Annotated in this window: 14 protein-coding genes; 7 read left to right on the top strand and 7 right to left on the bottom strand. The window is 40.7% G+C overall.

Annotated elements, in window-relative coordinates; translation table 11 throughout:
• Positions 1 to 225: 225 nt before the first annotated feature.
• Positions 226 to 1,065 carry a DUF2382 domain-containing protein gene (locus HG267_RS09485; RefSeq protein WP_045874447.1) on the bottom strand — a complete coding sequence of 280 codons (840 nt, stop codon included), beginning with the start codon at positions 1,063 to 1,065 and terminating at the stop codon, positions 226 to 228.
• Between the two features lie 527 nt (positions 1,066 to 1,592).
• Between HG267_RS09485 and HG267_RS09480 the strand changes: the two genes are divergently transcribed.
• The 3 genes from HG267_RS09480 (at position 1,593) to HG267_RS09470 (ending at position 3,224) form a co-directional block, all read left to right on the top strand.
• Positions 1,593 to 1,931, top strand: a complete 339-nt coding sequence (locus HG267_RS09480; RefSeq protein WP_045874448.1) for a hypothetical protein — start codon at positions 1,593 to 1,595, stop codon at positions 1,929 to 1,931.
• A 91-nt stretch (positions 1,932 to 2,022) separates the two neighbouring features.
• The gene (locus tag HG267_RS09475) at positions 2,023 to 2,622 is read left to right on the top strand and encodes a helix-turn-helix domain-containing protein (protein WP_263419991.1); all 600 of its coding nucleotides are present in this window, start codon (positions 2,023 to 2,025) and stop codon (positions 2,620 to 2,622) included.
• Positions 2,619 to 3,224 (top strand): transposase, encoded by a 606-nt coding sequence (locus HG267_RS09470; RefSeq protein ID WP_045870252.1) that lies wholly within the window; start codon positions 2,619 to 2,621, stop codon positions 3,222 to 3,224. The genes HG267_RS09475 and HG267_RS09470 overlap by 4 nt, the downstream gene beginning before the upstream one ends.
• 130 nt (positions 3,225 to 3,354) lie before the next feature.
• On the opposite strand, the gene HG267_RS09465 is transcribed toward HG267_RS09470, so the two are convergent.
• From HG267_RS09465 to HG267_RS09455, 3 genes are all read right to left on the bottom strand, one after another.
• Positions 3,355 to 3,600, bottom strand: a complete 246-nt coding sequence (locus HG267_RS09465; RefSeq protein WP_045874449.1) for a multicopper oxidase domain-containing protein — start codon at positions 3,598 to 3,600, stop codon at positions 3,355 to 3,357.
• A 653-nt stretch (positions 3,601 to 4,253) separates the two neighbouring features.
• On the bottom strand, positions 4,254 to 4,478 hold the full coding sequence (locus HG267_RS09460) for a hypothetical protein (RefSeq protein WP_045874450.1): 225 nt from the start codon (positions 4,476 to 4,478) through the stop codon (positions 4,254 to 4,256).
• A gap of 551 nt (positions 4,479 to 5,029) precedes the next feature.
• The gene (locus HG267_RS09455; protein ID WP_045874451.1) at positions 5,030 to 6,346 is read right to left on the bottom strand and encodes a hypothetical protein; all 1,317 of its coding nucleotides are present in this window, start codon (positions 6,344 to 6,346) and stop codon (positions 5,030 to 5,032) included.
• 1,000 nt (positions 6,347 to 7,346) lie between these two features.
• Here HG267_RS09455 and fmt point away from each other — a divergent pair.
• The gene (gene fmt / locus HG267_RS09450; RefSeq protein ID WP_045874452.1) at positions 7,347 to 8,348 is read left to right on the top strand and encodes a methionyl-tRNA formyltransferase; all 1,002 of its coding nucleotides are present in this window, start codon (positions 7,347 to 7,349) and stop codon (positions 8,346 to 8,348) included.
• An 8-nt stretch (positions 8,349 to 8,356) separates the two neighbouring features.
• On the opposite strand, the gene HG267_RS09445 is transcribed toward fmt, so the two are convergent.
• Positions 8,357 to 8,731, bottom strand: coding sequence for a DUF6464 family protein (locus HG267_RS09445; RefSeq protein WP_045874453.1), 375 nt, complete (start codon positions 8,729 to 8,731; stop codon positions 8,357 to 8,359).
• A 630-nt stretch (positions 8,732 to 9,361) separates the two neighbouring features.
• Between HG267_RS09445 and psaC the strand changes: the two genes are divergently transcribed.
• From psaC to HG267_RS09430, 3 genes are all read left to right on the top strand, one after another.
• Positions 9,362 to 9,607 carry a photosystem I iron-sulfur center protein PsaC gene (gene psaC, locus HG267_RS09440; protein ID WP_012411495.1) on the top strand — a complete coding sequence of 82 codons (246 nt, stop codon included), beginning with the start codon at positions 9,362 to 9,364 and terminating at the stop codon, positions 9,605 to 9,607.
• A gap of 229 nt (positions 9,608 to 9,836) precedes the next feature.
• Positions 9,837 to 11,714, top strand: a complete 1,878-nt coding sequence (glmS, locus tag HG267_RS09435; RefSeq protein ID WP_045874454.1) for a glutamine--fructose-6-phosphate transaminase (isomerizing) — start codon at positions 9,837 to 9,839, stop codon at positions 11,712 to 11,714.
• Positions 11,715 to 11,821: 107 nt separating this feature from the next.
• Complete coding sequence (locus HG267_RS09430) at positions 11,822 to 12,397, top strand: Uma2 family endonuclease (protein WP_045874455.1); 576 nt, start codon at positions 11,822 to 11,824, stop codon at positions 12,395 to 12,397.
• Between the two features lie 268 nt (positions 12,398 to 12,665).
• On the opposite strand, the gene HG267_RS09425 is transcribed toward HG267_RS09430, so the two are convergent.
• Both HG267_RS09425 and HG267_RS09420 read right to left on the bottom strand, forming a co-directional pair.
• Positions 12,666 to 13,976 (bottom strand): Glu/Leu/Phe/Val family dehydrogenase, encoded by a 1,311-nt coding sequence (locus HG267_RS09425; RefSeq protein ID WP_045874456.1) that lies wholly within the window; start codon positions 13,974 to 13,976, stop codon positions 12,666 to 12,668.
• Positions 13,977 to 14,372: 396 nt separating this feature from the next.
• Positions 14,373 to 15,872, bottom strand: coding sequence for a carotenoid oxygenase family protein (locus HG267_RS09420; RefSeq protein WP_045874457.1), 1,500 nt, complete (start codon positions 15,870 to 15,872; stop codon positions 14,373 to 14,375).
• Between the last annotated feature and the right edge of the window lie 460 nt (positions 15,873 to 16,332).

Here is a 16,332-nt window from a genome sequence, read left to right as displayed (position 1 = left end):
TTAAGTTGACACCAATGGGCATTGCCTTGCCCTCTAGAATATATTGATGTATATCATCCTTATCATAAAAAAATAGATGGGTTAATAACACCCATCCATATTTTCTAGTGGAATTGTGAGCTTTTACGTCAGTTTGTTCTAAGTAGAGGACTGCATATAATGGATAATATGTCGTTCTCTTGTGAAAATAAAACTGGATTTGATATCTTGAAATCTTGAATGTGACTAAATTAAGTTATCTCTACCAGGAGCAGTTTCATTCACATTCAAATTACCGGAAGTATCAATATCTAACTCTTCACGGCGAATTATCTCTTCTGCTTCAACGGTGTCGCTATCAACCACTTTTCTGACTCGAACTTCTTCACGCACAAAAGTTTCTTTCCGAATCTCAGGGGTTTCTTCGTAAACTTCTATGCGTGCTACTTCTCCTTCTTGGAACTGAGATTCTCTTGCATCTACTACAGCATCTTCTACTGTAGGAGTAACTCTTTCAATGACAACGCGCTCTTTTTGAATAGGTACGGAAACTTGTGCAGTTTCAGTTTCAATGCGCTTACCAACTGTAACTTCTCCAGCCTTAACCCGATTTTTGTTAGCAATCAATCTTTCTTCATAAAGTTTGAAAGTTTGATGATCCCGCTCATTCAAATCGTATAAATCAGGCTCTTGGTAATTATAGCTGTCCCGGTCGTAAGTGAATTGGCTATTTGGCGAACGATAAGTACTGCGGACATTCTCTTCATAGTCGGGATCGACGACTAAGTTATCTCTATATTCAGGTAATCTTGCTACCTGTTCTTTACTTAGTCCATCAACATAAACACGTTTTTGATCATAATTAATCCGAGACAACCCTATTGGTAGTAATATCTTTTTATCAACCGCATCTAAACTTGTATTAATAACTAAATAGCGAAATCTTCCATCTTGGTCAACTAAAGCATCATCAACCGAACCAATTCTATTTCCACTTTCAGTGTAGAGATCCAAGACTTTAACGTCTTCACCACCAAATATTTCCTTGTAGTCGGGTTCAAAATCTTCAAGTCTGTAGAGAGGCATAGGTTATTCCAATGTGGCTGAAAATATCTATGCATTAGCCTAAAAATTATAGAATTATTTTTCCTCCTGCTGGCGACTGAATTCTAAAAAAAGCTTCATGCTTAATAGGTGAAAAAATCAGAAGTAGCAACTAATTTAATTACCATTTGACATATAACTTAAGATATAGGAGTCTCGTATAATTGCTGAAATTACTTGCATGGCTAGAGAATAGGGAAAAATATTCTTAAAAATTAACTAAAAGCCTTATATAAAATTAAGCTTATTAGGTGAACGATATATTTGTAATCTAGAACACAAATTATCCCAAGGTGAATTATTAAGGTTTCCTTGGATATTGGCTGCTTATGTTAAGCGCGATCGCAATCTTAAATTATCACAGCCTCATCTCACACCAGCACCACTCGCTTTACGTTTAGTTCACAGAACTATAGCAAACTTATGTTGATTTATTTCTACTGAGTGATTTAATTGGCAGTTAGTTTAGAGTGAAATTAAAACCTCGCTCATCAACATGGAAAAGTTTTATGTGGAAAACTGTGTTCTTCACACTGATATTATTGATTGCTTCAGTGTTACTAATTGCTGAAACTACCTTTGCAACTCCTTGGATTGAAGGAAACACATGGCTTGCTTACCCTGCTTTAAACGCTTCTAAACCTGAGGTAAAACCATCACCAGAATTGCCAAAGGCTAATGATGCAGTGGCAAAAAATCAACAACCTCAAGAAAGCAAAACAGAAAGTCAGAATACAACCTCAGAAACACAATCAGCTATTAAGACCGTTCGACCCCAAACTGCTAATCCTTACGATATAGATGCGATGGAAAAATATAATGAGGAAAATTACGGCGCTGGTAACTAGTACAACACGGCATAAATAAATAGACCATATTGGTGGGAGAATAAATAATCAGGTTAAAACCCGTTTTGGGCGCGGATTAAGGAATCAAGGTGTGGCTAGATTAAATCCTAAAATATTAAATTTAAGCGATGGCGAGCGGGATCAACTCCAACAGTTGATAAACAGACACAACACGCCGCAACAGATAGCGCTACGAGCCAAAATAATTGTCATGGGATCAGAGGGTCAAAATCATCGTGAAATCGCCCGAAATTTAGACATAAATCGTCAAACGGCGCGTTTATGGCGAAATCGGTGGTTGGAAACTGAGGGGAAAGAATTATCAATTGAGCAGAGATTACAAGACTCTGAGCGTGTTGGCGCACGCCCGAAGTTTAGTATGGAACAAGTAATCGAGTTGTTTGCATTAGCTTGTTCCCCACCATCCGATTATGGAAGACCAATAAGTCATTGGACAGCAAGAGAACTAGCGAACGAAATCATCAAACTTGGAATTATTGAAAGCATATCTGTCCGCCATGTTGGAAGATTACTTGAAGAAGCAGAACTTAAACCTCACCAGAGCCGCTACTGGTTAACCCCCCTGAGGACGAAGAATTTGACGCAAAAGTTGAAGATATTACTGGTTTATACATCAATGCGATTGAGCGGCATCTTCAGGGAGAACGTACAATATCCATTGATGAAATGACAGGAATTCAAGCTACTGAGCGCTTAGAAAAAGACTTACCTGTGCGACCAGGCAAAGTCGAAAGAAGGGAATTTGAGTATATTCGTCACGGCACGCAAAGCTTAATTGCCAGCTTTGATGTTGCCACTGGTCAAATTGTCCAGCCGACTTGTTCAGATACCAGAACGGAAGTTGATTTTGCCCTTCATGTTCGCCGAACAATTGAAACTGACAGTGATGCTAAAAAATGGCATCTGATTATGGACTGCCTTAACACTCATCAGTCTGAGTCTCTAGTTCGTTTAGTTGCACAAATTGAAGGTTTGAATATTGACCTGGGTATTAAGGGAGAAAGTGGCATCCTTAAATCAATGAAATCCCGCACTGCTTTTTTGAGTGATCCAACACACCGGATTGTGTTTCATTACACACCTAAACATTCCTCTTGGCTCAATCAAATTGAGATTTGGTTCAGTATTTTGGTTCGCAAGTTACTCAGAAGAGCCAGTTTCGTCAGTCAGGATGATTTGAAAAATCGAATCCTCAAGTTTATCGACTACTTTAATCAAACAATGGCTAAACCTTTTAAGTGGACATATAAGAGCAAAGTTTTGGCTATTTAATGGTCTGCTTATTTCCGCCGTACTGTACTAGTAGCCCCTCAAGCAAAAATTTCTGGATTTGGGTGGGGAAAAGGTGAAGCGGTTAAAAATCTTTTCCCTTTACCCCAGCTTATTTAGCGATTTACTCAGACTAAAGCGTCGTAATTTGCGAAATTGGTAGCGCAGGTGCTGTTTTCACCGGGTCGAGGCCACCTTGACCAATTTCAAACTGAGTCATCATGGCATGGTCTTCGTGAACAAGATTATGACAATGCATCATAAATTTACCTTTGATGTCTCTATTATCCCGACTGCGAAATTGAGCAATTACTCTTACTAATAGTACACCACCGCCTGCTAAACTTAGTTTAATCGCCTCTCGTCTGGTAATCTTCATAATTTGTCTTGCCTATAAATGACCCAGCAATTCCACTATTTCTTGACGAATAGTTGGTTAAAAAATAAGCAATTAGGAAGACTCAGGAAATTGATTTTATCTGACAGCAGAACTTGCACCGCAAAATTAATGTACAGTCCACTATCTATGAGTGCAAATAACCGTTTAAGCACAGATAGGCTGTACATTACTTAATATTGTCTTCCGTTTGCATCCAGGAGTACGCCAATAATAGATATATTTCTATCTACTGAATATAAAAAACAATCTAGGACTTTTTGGAAGTAATTGATTTATATAGATATAAAAATTTAAACCTTAGTACTTGTTCATTCAGAAATATAGAATATCTTAAGTACATGAGGTACCACAATTAATAATAATGTAACTATTGTAGTGCGGGCATCTTGCCTACCATAGGTGTATATAACTCAGATAAAATTCGCTGAAGTACATCAGCAGAAATAAAGATATATGACGCAGCCTATATTAAGAATTATTGATTGCTCTTGGCTTCACTCATAAAACTATGGTTCCCAAGCTCTAGCTTGAGAACCATAACTTACACTTAAGGGAACACTAATATAGCTGAAATCTAGGAATTCGACAAATCCCTGCCTGCGATCGCAATTTTGCTTCCAACACAACTTGAGTTATAGCTTCGATAAAGAAGCCTCAACTAATTTTTTAAATTTCAGGTATGCTTCTGGTGCTGTCAGACCGATTGCATCCTCTTCATCTGGGATATAGAATACTGGGCTATCAGCATAGTGACGAACAACAAAAGAAGGAATAAGTTTCAAATTAACTGCCTTTCTTCCCCATGATTCTGCTTGTTCTGCTAAGGTAGCTTCATCGTGAAATGTGTAGTGGTTCATAACAATAATAGGGGCTTGAGTTTCTTTATGAGAAATTACGTAGCACTGTGGGCTGTTAGGTTTTCCTGTAGGGCAGGGATTGATTAATTAGTAATTGATTGAACTCAACTCGCAACAATTGGATAGGCAACACTTCATCAGGGTTATCTTCAGACTTGTCTAGCACCACTACCATCGTCTGAGTTTCGAGAGAGTGAGAAAAAGAAGTCTTGCATCAGAGTTGGGCATTGGTTTGATGACAAGTTGGCACGATGTAAAATGATGAATATCAGGAGTTCAAAGATTTTTTAACTTCTGATTTTCATCTTACTGATTTGTTATAAACACAAAATTTGAGGAACTTGTGAGGAATACCTATCAGGTCAAAAAATTACAGGTCTCAAGGTAATCACCACAGAAAAATCTATGGTTGTAACCCATGAAGCTCAAGGTTATCTATCAATTTTTGTAGAGCAGGTATTTTGTTCACTACGGCTGTAATTAGCAATGAAAAAAAATTCCCGTTGCCAACTGAGTAACAACGGGATCAATAGAATTTTATATAAATTGAACTATCGATAAGCGACCTGTGGGCCTGCCCAAACTTCTGTTAGCTTTTGACCGAAAGTAATAGGCTGATCTGTATCTGTATTTGTAGTTACAGTTTTACCATCACTTGCTACTTTCACTAAAGGCCAGTCTTCTTCGCCTAGTTCGCCAGCTCTAAATAGTACGTGATCTGGTTGGCTCTTACTCCAGCCTAATAACACTGCAATCTTTTCATGTTCATCTTCTGCTTGTGCCGGAGACACAGTGTTAGCCAGATTATTTTGTCGATCCCAAATCACTGCACGATCTGTAGAATCTGCTGTATTGAATATACCTTCAAAGCGACGAGCTAAGAAGCGATCGCCTTTTTCTGACCAACTTACAGGAACTAATACACCAATTGTGCCATTTGGCTGGATTGCTTCTGAGGATTGGGCTTTTGTTGCTAATAGTGGATCGTTAAGTATAGAAGTTGAAGCAATCACCCGTAATTTCTTGGTTTGGACATCTTCAACAAACAAAACGCTAGTAACGCGGCTATTGTACATTTGGGGTTGTACTTCTAGGCGTACTCTACTATAAACCACATACTTACCATCCGGAGAAACTACAGGTACACTGCGGTAGTAACGGACTCCGGAACGACCTTGAGAACTAAAAGCTTCTTGAGTAGCTATGATCCATTTCCAAGGAATTGGATGGGGACTACCTATAGGATCGGCTTGTGCTGCTTGCTCTGGCCCTGGTTGCTCCGAAACAGGAACTTCTGTTGCAAAGTTTGGCTGTGCGTCTCTAGGAAGCGGTTGAGTTGCTGTCAAAGCTTGAGCAATCTTTAACTCTTGTACCTGAGAATTACCTGCTGTCAAAGATTGGATTTTCGAGTCTTTTAATTTTTTCAATAAATTTAATTGACTAGAACTTAGCTTTGTGGATGGTGCGAGTTCCACTTTTGATAATGGATCGCTCACAGGTACATTGCTGCTAGGTACAGAGTGAGAATTTGCTGCTACTGCCGAAGGGTCAATTGCTTCTGGTGGTAATAATTGTGGTTCCCCAACAGTAGCCATTGCTTGTGGCTGAGAGTCAGATTCTCCTGTCAATGAATCAATTGCAGTTGCTTTTAATAATTCAGTTACATTAGGTTCATTAGCAGTAGCTATTTCTACTGGTGCTGAACTTGGTTTTTCTATATCAGGAGTGCTATTTGCTACTTCTGATTGTTTAGCTGAGGTAGAGTGACCTGATGCTGCCACGAGAGGTGCGATCAGTATCGCAACGACAGCATATTTAACAAATGGTTGCACGCGGAACCATCCTGACAGCAAAAGAGGTTTAAGCATGTGTTGACTCTCTAGGGGGTGGCAGTTGCTGTGTGGGGAGCAAGCCTATGCAGCAATGAATTAGGCTATGAATATAGGTATAACAAGAAACTAAATACTTTAACGAGATAATTTGTTCAAATTTATGACTGCTTTACAAATTTTAAGTATCATATTTAACTCCTTGTTTTCCTAGTATACTGTTATCTGCTATTACAGTAGTAATGCAGATTAACCAAGCAATATAAGGCACCAAATAAACTATTCAGTATTCAGCATCTAATACCATAACCGTACCTAGGGGTATCGGGATATAGGTATTAAACGCAAATTCAGACAGATAACAACTACAGCCAAGATTCAAATAACCGGGCTGTGAGGACTTTGTTTGAGGATAGCTAACCGATAAGCCGCTTCCTTATATATAACCTGCGACAATAGCGCAGAAGCCGAATCTAGGGGAGTTTGAGGCGTTAGTTGAAAAGCTAGCAAAGCTGACGCGCAACATATTGACTACTCAAAAACCACTACTAGTATCTACTCAAGATCGTAGTTTTGTCATCTGCTCTACATTAATTGTGAGAAGACAGTGACATTTTAGCGATGTAAATACACCTACAGCTAACTTTAAGGAAACACAAAGAAACGAAACTACTCTTGTAGATGCACAGTGGTATGGTAGCGATGCAGTGATTTTCCTTCCGCGATTTAAAATCCCCAGGAATTGTCGTCAGACATCGCCAAAGAATTAAGTTTGCTAGAGCAAAAGCTGTTATTACTAGCCTAGTTGCTACCTAACATAAACTTAATTATAAGTCTATCAAGGAACCTTGAATTTCACCAATATCAAAACACTTTAGCACCAAAAAACTTAATTTGTTAAAAGTTTATGGTGTAAAAGTCAAATATTCAAGGTTAAGTATCCATAGTCTCAGTTTTATGGGGCTGTTACGCTTGACTCTTGAGTACAGACGCGGTTAATTACGTCTCTGTGAATCTTGATCCTTAACTATTAACCCAGATGAAAATCGTATTTTTTGGTACTCCTCAATTTGCTGTTCCTACTTTAGAAAAATTACTACATCACCCAGAAATTGAGGTTTTAGCAGTAGTTACCCAACCAGATAAACGCCGAGAAAGAGGGAATAAACTAACACCTTCTCCTATCAAAACTCTTGCTACTGCTTTTAATATTCCAGTATGGCAACCCCAGAGGCTGAAAAAGCATACTGCAACCTTAACTAAACTCAAAGAATCAGGTGCAGATGCGTTTGTGGTTGTCGCATACGGGCAAATATTGTCCCAAGCAATCTTAGATATGCCTAAGTTGGGTTGTATTAATGTTCATGGCTCAATTTTGCCCCAGTATCGGGGTGCAGCTCCCATTCAGTGGTGCTTGTACAATGGTGAGCTAGAAACGGGGATTACAACGATGTTGATGGATGCGGGTATGGATACAGGGGCCATGTTGCTCAAGGCTACTACACCTATTGAGTTACTGGATAATACCTATAATTTAGCCGATAGGCTGGCGACCATTGGTGCTGATTTATTAGTGGAAACCTTATTCAAACTTCAACAGCAGGAACTTACCCCGATTCCTCAAGATGATAGTGCTGCGACTTATGCACCATTAATTCAAAAACCAGATTATGGATTGGATTGGTCTAAGAGCGCTATGCAATTACATAATCAAATTCGAGGCTTTTACCCTAACTGCACAGCTAGCTTCCGCAACCAAGTTGTGAAAATTACTGCTACCGTTCCCCTTGGTTGTGCTTATAGCTATCAGCTACCACCAGAATTAGCAAAAATACTTGATAAATTGCCTGATTTGTCAACTTTATCTGGTAGCCCGGGAGAAGTGGTAAGCATTACCAAGGGAATTGGCGCTATTGTCCAAACTGGCGAAGGTATGTTGTTGCTACGAGAGGTTCAGTTAGCTGGGAAACGTCCTCAATCGGGATGGGATTTCGTTAATGGTACCCGCTTAACTGTAGGAGAAATGTTTACAAATGGCTAAGGGAGAAATTATGTAGTCGGAATTTCATCCTGGCTGTTTTCGTAAAAACGGCAAGAATCACAAGGGCCACTGGGATTGACTGCACAACGTACAATTTCTGAATGGGCATTGAAGCTACAGGTAGCATCGCCAATTACCCATCGCCCCTTTACCAAACTTTTCTCAGATGGCCTTTGAGCAGATTGTACGTAAAGGGCTATATTATGCAAGCGGTAGCGCCCTGCTTTTAATTGATATTTGTGGCGGCGTTCTAAAACTGCGTAGGTTTTACCGTCAAAATCGAGATAGTTTCCCGGTTGCGGTGTCCAATCAAGCTGCGTTCTACCGAGGTACTGACGCGGATGCGTCAATATTACCTCGGTTGGTAAAGAGTCTGGCTCCATAAGCTGATGTGATGTGATTTACATTATAAAAATGGTATCGTAATAACCTCTTCTAGCTTATCGAATTTAGATTATAATTAGTAGTTTGCTGATTTTCCTAATAGTTACTATCTAGCGATCGCATCTCATAGTTGCGCGAATTTATCGGTTATTAAAGCTACTAAATAAACAGCGCGATCGCATATTTTAAACACTCTTGATTCAAGGGCGATCGCGCTTCAAATTATGATTGACAAAATGCTATGATTGGCATCGAAATCAATCTAGGCGATCGCTTAGTCTGTGCTGAAGTTGTGTTTTGCATTCCGGCTCAACCTGCTAAGTACCATATGCGACTGTCTTGCCTGCTCTTTGCTGTTTAATATAGATTGAGTTTAGATTCATAAATCTTCACAAAGGCGAAGCGCTGCTAGGGAGTCGGTAAAGCCGATTTCAGCCTATGATGTGGTTGATTTATTAGGGGGAACAGGCGATAGAGACCATGATCAAAAAGGCAAATTTTCCAGCCAGCCTATTACATTGTTTAAAGTTATGTAGCCTTTTGATTACGGAGCCTCAGCCACTGCGGTAAACTATGCCTTGATTATAATTCCTTCGCAGAGAAGAACACTCGAAAGGAGCCTTTTTTCAATGTCTCATACCGTAAAAATCTACGATACCTGCATTGGCTGCACTCAGTGTGTCCGCGCTTGCCCTACTGACGTATTAGAGATGGTACCTTGGGATGGCTGCAAAGCTGCTCAAATTGCCTCTTCTCCTCGTACAGAAGACTGCGTAGGATGCAAACGTTGCGAAACCGCTTGTCCCACAGACTTTTTAAGCATCCGGGTTTACCTTGGTGCTGAAACTACTCGCAGCATGGGTCTAGCTTACTAGGTTTTTGAGGAATTCATTTTAATTTCTCATTTTGCTCGCAATCTATTGTCTTAATTAGCAAGCACCTTTAGCAACGTAGGGTGGGAACTTGCCACCCTACAGTATCGTTCTTTAAAAATAGTGACTATCAAAAGGAGTAATACGCTCCTTTTTTCTTTGCTAAAATGTCACTTCTATGATACCAACTTAAACAGGTTGGAGTCATCCTCAACAGGGAATGGTGAACTAAATGTGCGGAATTGTTGGCTATATCGGCACCCAAGCAGCAACAGAAATCCTACTAGCTGGACTAGAAAAACTCGAGTATCGTGGGTATGATTCTGCTGGAATCGCTACCATCTGGGAAGGTGATGTTCAATGTGTGCGGGCAAAGGGTAAACTGCATAACTTACGTTCTAAACTAGAACAATTAGAAACCCCTGCCCAAATTGGTATCGGTCATACTCGTTGGGCAACTCATGGTAAACCAGAAGAGTATAATGCTCATCCCCACTTAGACACAGCAATGCGAGTGGCGGTAGTGCAAAATGGCATTATCGAAAACTACCGGGAGTTGCGAGAAGAATTAAAATCGAAAGGACATCAATTTCGTTCGGAAACAGATACCGAAGTCATTCCCCACCTCATCGCAGAAATTATCAAAAAATCTCCCGCTTCCTTATTAGAGGCAGTGCGTCAAGCAGTTAGCCACTTAGAAGGCGCATTTGCACTGGCAGTAATTTCTGCTGATTATCCAGATGAATTAATTGTAGTTCGGCAACAAGCTCCCTTAGTAATTGGCTTTGGGCAAGGCGAATTTTTCTGCGCTTCCGATACGCCTGCGATCGTTGCCTATACCAGGGCTGTACTACCATTAGATAATGGCGAAATTGCCCGTTTAACACCTCTAGGAGTGGAAGTTTATAACTTTGCCGGCGATAGGCTGAAAAAACAACCCCGGCTGCTGAACTTGAATCCCACGATGGTAGAAAAGCAGGGATTCAAACACTTTATGCTCAAAGAAATTTATGAGCAACCGGGAGTAGTACGCGCTAGTTTAGAAGCTTATTTTAATAATGATGCTCATGCGACTGGAGCTAGCCAGTCACCGATTAATTTAGGTTTATCTGAATCATTCTATGCAGATATCGAACAAATTCAAATCGTTGCTTGTGGCACGAGTTGGCACGCAGCTTTAGTAGGAAAATATTTGCTAGAACAATTAGCTGGTATTTCTACACAAGTACATTATGCTTCGGAATATCGCTATGCACCATCACCTTTGATAGCTAATACATTAATTATTGGTGTCACGCAATCAGGAGAAACTGCTGATACTTTGGCAGCTTTAGCGATGGAAAAAGAACGCCGTCAAGGTAAAGAAGCTAAATATCAAGCGCGATTGTTGGGTATTACCAATCGCCCAGAAAGCAGCCTCGGTCATCTAGTTCCCCATATTATTAATACATTGGCAGGGATTGAAATAGGGGTTGCAGCCACAAAAACCTTTGTTGCCCAATTAATGGCATTTTATGCTTTAGCCTTAGATTTAGCTGCTCATCGTCAATCAATTTCTCCTGATAAAATTGCCGAAATTATTGAGGGATTGCGACAAATTCCTAAAGAAATTGAAGCCACTTTAGAAACTCAAGAAAGTTTAACAGAACAACTAGCCCATCAATTTGCTGAAACTCAAGACTTCATCTTTTTAGGCAGAGGAATTAACTTCCCCATCGCTTTAGAAGGTGCTTTGAAATTAAAAGAAATTAGCTATATTCACGCTGAAGGTTATCCCGCCGGCGAAATGAAGCACGGCCCGATCGCCCTTTTGGATGCTAAAGTACCAGTAGTTGCGATCGCAGTTCCTGGTAGTGTTTACGAAAAAGTAATTTCTAACGCCCAAGAAGCCAAAGCCAGAGATTCTCGCTTAATTGGTGTAACTCCCGTGAAAGATGGCGAAGCAGGCGAAATCTTCAACGATTTATTACCAGTACCAATTGTAGATGAACTACTTTCTCCTCTTGTTTGTGTAGTACCTCTGCAATTATTGGCTTATCATATCGCTGCCCGTCGCGGTTTAGATGTCGATCAGCCAAGGAATCTAGCAAAATCGGTAACTGTGGAATAGGCTATTGATAGAGGTAGTAGCGCCCAAGCTCTACTACCAACCAATGTACAATTCTTCCTAATCTTTTGAGAATTATCTCAAAAAATCTCGTTATTAAAAATTATGCCATGACAAAGGCAACTACAGAGCGTCTGTATTCTTTTGAAGAATATCTGGCTTATGAAGATGGTACTGATAACCGTTATGAACTGGTGGATGGAAAACTGGAACTTATGAATCCACCAACTTTCAGACATTTACTGATTTCTAAATTCATTGAACTAGCATTTGACACAGAAATAAAACGCCTGATTTTACCTTGGCTATGCTTTAGAGAGGCGGGAGTAAGAACGGGATGGCGGAAGTCAAGATTACCTGATGTTTATGTCGTCACGGCTGAACAAGTAAAGGAATTCCTTGATGAGTCGGCTGTTTGTCAGACTGCACCGATATTAGTAGTCGAGGTGGTGAGTCTTGATTCAGTGAAGCGCGATTATCGCTATAAACGTTCTGAATATGCAGCGTTGGAAATTCCAGAGTATTGGATTGTAGATCCAATAGAATCAAAAATTACAATTTTATTTTTGTCAGAAGGATTGTACGAAGAGCAAGAATTTACCGGAAGTGAGCAAATTGTATCTGCAACTTTTCCAGAAATTGTGCTGACAGTTGAACAAATTTTAGCTGCGGGTAATATTGAGTAGAAAAAAATGATGCCTACAGTGGGCTACGCTTCTTGACCAACTACTAGGTTACACTTCGTGGTGAGACACTAAAAATTGCACTAACCATATTTAACCGGAATAAAAATTTTTCAGCAGTTTTATACATTAAATCTGTGTCCTCTGCGTCTCTGGGGTTTCAAATCACAGAGAACACAGAGACAAGAGTTTATGGTGAGAATCGCTAATTTATTTGTAAAAAAAGAGGCAGATAATTTATCTGCCTCAGAACACTATCAGGGATAAAAATTTATGGATAAAGACCTCTGTCAGTTAGTGCTTGTGCTACACGACCAACACCTAAGGTATAAGCTGCTAACCTCAGAGGAATTTGCCGCAACTTCGATTGTTGAATTACTTGATGGTAAGCTTGCACCATCAAATGTTCCATTTCGCGGTTAACTCTTTCCTCATCCCAAAATACGTAAGAAAGACCTTGTACCCATTCCAAATAACTCACGACAACACCACCAGCGTTCGCCAAAATATCAGGTAGGACGATCGCACCTCGGGCCTCTAAAGCCCTGTTTGCCTCTAGAGTGACTGGGCCGTTAGCCGCCTCTGCAATAATCTGGGCTTTGATTTGGTTCACATTCTCTTCGGTGATTTGATTTTCCAAAGCTGCGGGAATCAACACATCACAAGGTAAGGTAAGTAAATCTGCATTGCTAATTGCGTTGGCGCAGCCCGCCTTAGGCATCGCATCTGGAAAACCCACAACACTGCGATGATTTCTACTGGCGTAAGCTTTCACGGCGGGAATATCTAAGCCAGCTTCGGAATATATCCCCCCACCACTGGTAGAAACAGCAATAATTTTTGACCCAGCTTCGTATAGTAATTCAGCTGCGGCAATACCTACATTACCAAAACCTTGAATTACTACTCGCACTCCGTCTAAGGATCTACCTTGATCGGCTAAAGCTTCGCGAACAATAATCATCGCACCACGTCCCGTAGCCATTTCCCGTCCTCTGGAACCACCTACAGAAATTGGTTTACCAGTAACCACACCAGGAACAGCATGACCCACATTCACTGAATATGTGTCCATCATCCAGGCCATCTCACGGGCAGAAGTTCCCATATCTGGCGCGGGAATGTCTACAGATGGGCCGATATCTTTAATTAATTCGCTGGTGTAACGTCGGGTAATTCGTTCTAATTCGCTAGCACTATACTGTTTTGGATCGATCGCAATTCCTCCCTTTGCACCACCGTAGGGAATTCCTAGCAACGCACATTTCCAAGTCATCAGCATGGCTAAAGCAGACACTTCTCGTAGTGTCACCGCCGGATGGTAACGAATACCGCCTTTGTATGGCCCTAAAATATCTGAGTGTTGTACCCGATGTCCAGCAAAGACGCGAATTTCGCCGTTATCCAGTTTTACCGGAATGGAAACTGTAACTACTTTGCGTGGGTGGCTAAGAATTTCTAAGATTCCTTGGTCTAGTTTTAATTCTTTAGCTGCTGCTTCTAAATACCTACAAGCTTGATCAAATGGACAAATATACGCTGGAGAGGCAGGTTCCAGCGGCAGCATAGGTGTGGCAATCATAAAATTTTCTCCCAATCGCGGTATCTTTGCGAACCGGAATATATATATGTCTGGGGAAAAGGTTAAAGGGTAAAGGTGAATGGGTTGTTCTTTCCCTTTCTCCTTTAAGCTATTCTGCTTTTAAGTTGCACAATCCATCGTGAGGGCTGTTGACGGTTGGCAGTCAACGGTTAACCGTCAACAATTAACAGCCCTGATTAGTAGTTATGCAATTTAGACGCGCATTAGCTTAACTGACCAGTATTGATATATGCCTAGCTTATCCTTTCTGATAAAAAAATTAGAGATTTTGTAGTTTTTGTTACAATTTTATTTGATTTTTATGCAAGCAAAGCAAAAGGAACACAGATTATTGATTCTGTGTTCCTTTATGATGAGGCGATCGCTTTTCCGGAATTAGCCTTGTACGAACACCTCAGGCGTAAAACTGCCGTGCAAACCGTAGGGGATATGATGCTGGAGATGCAAACGCGCGATCGCACCTTTATGCAAATCTTGTGCATCCAAAATCACTACATCTGATCGATCATGAGCCGCATCATAAACTAAAGCCAACAGCCAGCCGTCATCTTCTGTTTGAGAATTAGGACGGGGAACAAAAATTGGCTCGCCCGTAAAACCGCGTGGTGCTGCACTCCACAGTTGTCTTTCACCAGAATCTAAATCGATTTTCAAAATTGCTTGTAAAGGAGCATTACCTGTTTCTGCATGAGCTGCACCTATATATAGATAACGATATTGGCGACCTACATTATCTGGATGAATAGTAGGAAACTCACAGCAACGGCTTTCTATTAATTGTCTTTGAACTGTGCTATTTTGCAGTTGCAGTGCAAACCGCCAGAGTTGTCCCGGTGCAAGTGCGTCAAAGTTAACTTGGCGAAAATCGCTTTCGGGTTCGACTTGAGATAAGGAATCGTAGCAAATCGAGTCAATGATAATTTCATCCCCCACCTCAAAAGCATTGATGTGATGAAAGATGAAACCTGATTGAGTTTCTAGAATTTTTACACCTGTTTTCGCAGTTTCGGGGTTGCGGGGAATGACTATGATCCGAGTTGGCTGATTTGGCTGAAACTTGATACATTCCCCAGCCGAACGGATTCCCAAAACAAAAGGTAAGGGATTGAAAGTCACAGGATTTTGTAAGAATATGCAGTAATTTGGCGTAATTACAAAATCGTGAATAAAGCAGAAACCCGGCACACTATGAGCGTGTTTTCTAATAATTTCTCCTGCTGGGTTTAGCTCAAAAATCGTAATTTTTGTAGATAGTCCCGGCTGAATTGAAAAGTTGACCAAACAAGGCGCGCCATTATCTTGGTTACAGCTGGGGTCAAGGCGGGGATGAGCGCTAAAAGCTTCACCTGTTGATAATACACCATTGAAATATTCCCTTCCCAAGGTTTCTAAGGTGTAAGGGTCGAGGTGATGAGGTTCAGCAGCTTCCCACAGCGCTAAAAGTTTACTACCCCAGTAGATGACGTTGGTGTTAGCAATATCTTTCATTTTGAAGTCAAAGAGATTAGCTAGCCAACCGCCGGGTTTTTGCGTACCAAATACACCGCGATACAGAATTTTTCCCGCTTTTTGTTCTGCTAAATAGCCTTCAGTGCGGATAAAGCGATTGCGGAAATGGGCACGACCATTAATAAAGCTAATGCGGCTAATCATGCCATCACCATCAAAGGGGTGATGAATCTGTTGACCGTTGATATCCAGTAAACCAGGGCCGTTTCTAAATAGCGTACCTTGCAGTTCTGGGGGGATTTCTCCTTCTATATCATCAATCCAGTAATCAAATTCTTGCTTTAAAGATTGATATCCCCCCAGCCAATCTTCACGATTGTAGGATTTTTCTAAAATTGCGTTTTCTGAAAGTTTTGAACTCTGCATCTGCTATATATTCTTAAAAAGGTGAAGGATAAAGAATGAAGTCACCCAATTTTAGATTTTGCGGAAAGTTGCGTGCGGGGGTTCCCCCCGTTGAGCAAACTTTTCAAGACGGATTTACGATAGCGCAGCGTTAGCGAGTCCGCGAGCGTCTTTTGGATTGACCTCTCCTTATAAAGAAGAGGCTTAAGTATTGAATGATTTTTTTGCTCCTTCTCCGTCAACGGAGGAGCCACTCTCGTGGGCGGGTTTCCCGACTTGAGAGAAGTGGCGTGAGACAGTGTGGTGGGCGGGTTTCCCGACATAAAGCAACTGGCGTAGGCTTGAAACCGTTTTTTGGATTTTATTTTTAGATTTAATCTAAAATCTAAAATCTAAAATCCAAAATTGTCTCGGTCAGAATCGATAAACGCTTAAATCTGGAATAATGCGTTATCTCTTGTTAGGCGAAGTAATACCAATT

The organism is Tolypothrix sp. PCC 7601 (genome assembly GCF_025677855.1).
Classification (GTDB): Bacteria; Cyanobacteriota; Cyanobacteriia; order Cyanobacteriales; family Nostocaceae; genus Aulosira; species Aulosira diplosiphon.
Note: the sequence above shows the minus strand (reverse complement) of the source record. Positions and strands in the feature narration are given on the sequence as shown.

Coding starts and splice junctions, on each gene's coding strand:
- psaC (WP_012411495.1), top strand. CDS start 9,362: ATGTCTCATACCGTAAAAATCTACGATACCTGCATTGGCTGCACTCAG.
- HG267_RS09445 (WP_045874453.1), bottom strand. CDS start 8,731: ATGGAGCCAGACTCTTTACCAACCGAGGTAATATTGACGCATCCGCGT.
- HG267_RS09470 (WP_045870252.1), top strand. CDS start 2,619: ATGACAGGAATTCAAGCTACTGAGCGCTTAGAAAAAGACTTACCTGTG.
- HG267_RS09455 (WP_045874451.1), bottom strand. CDS start 6,346: ATGCTTAAACCTCTTTTGCTGTCAGGATGGTTCCGCGTGCAACCATTT.
- HG267_RS09425 (WP_045874456.1), bottom strand. CDS start 13,976: ATGATTGCCACACCTATGCTGCCGCTGGAACCTGCCTCTCCAGCGTAT.
- HG267_RS09420 (WP_045874457.1), bottom strand. CDS start 15,872: ATGCAGAGTTCAAAACTTTCAGAAAACGCAATTTTAGAAAAATCCTAC.
- glmS (WP_045874454.1), top strand. CDS start 9,837: ATGTGCGGAATTGTTGGCTATATCGGCACCCAAGCAGCAACAGAAATC.
- HG267_RS09430 (WP_045874455.1), top strand. CDS start 11,822: ATGACAAAGGCAACTACAGAGCGTCTGTATTCTTTTGAAGAATATCTG.
- HG267_RS09460 (WP_045874450.1), bottom strand. CDS start 4,478: ATGAACCACTACACATTTCACGATGAAGCTACCTTAGCAGAACAAGCA.
- HG267_RS09465 (WP_045874449.1), bottom strand. CDS start 3,600: ATGAAGATTACCAGACGAGAGGCGATTAAACTAAGTTTAGCAGGCGGT.
- fmt (WP_045874452.1), top strand. CDS start 7,347: ATGAAAATCGTATTTTTTGGTACTCCTCAATTTGCTGTTCCTACTTTA.
- HG267_RS09480 (WP_045874448.1), top strand. CDS start 1,593: ATGTGGAAAACTGTGTTCTTCACACTGATATTATTGATTGCTTCAGTG.
- HG267_RS09485 (WP_045874447.1), bottom strand. CDS start 1,065: ATGCCTCTCTACAGACTTGAAGATTTTGAACCCGACTACAAGGAAATA.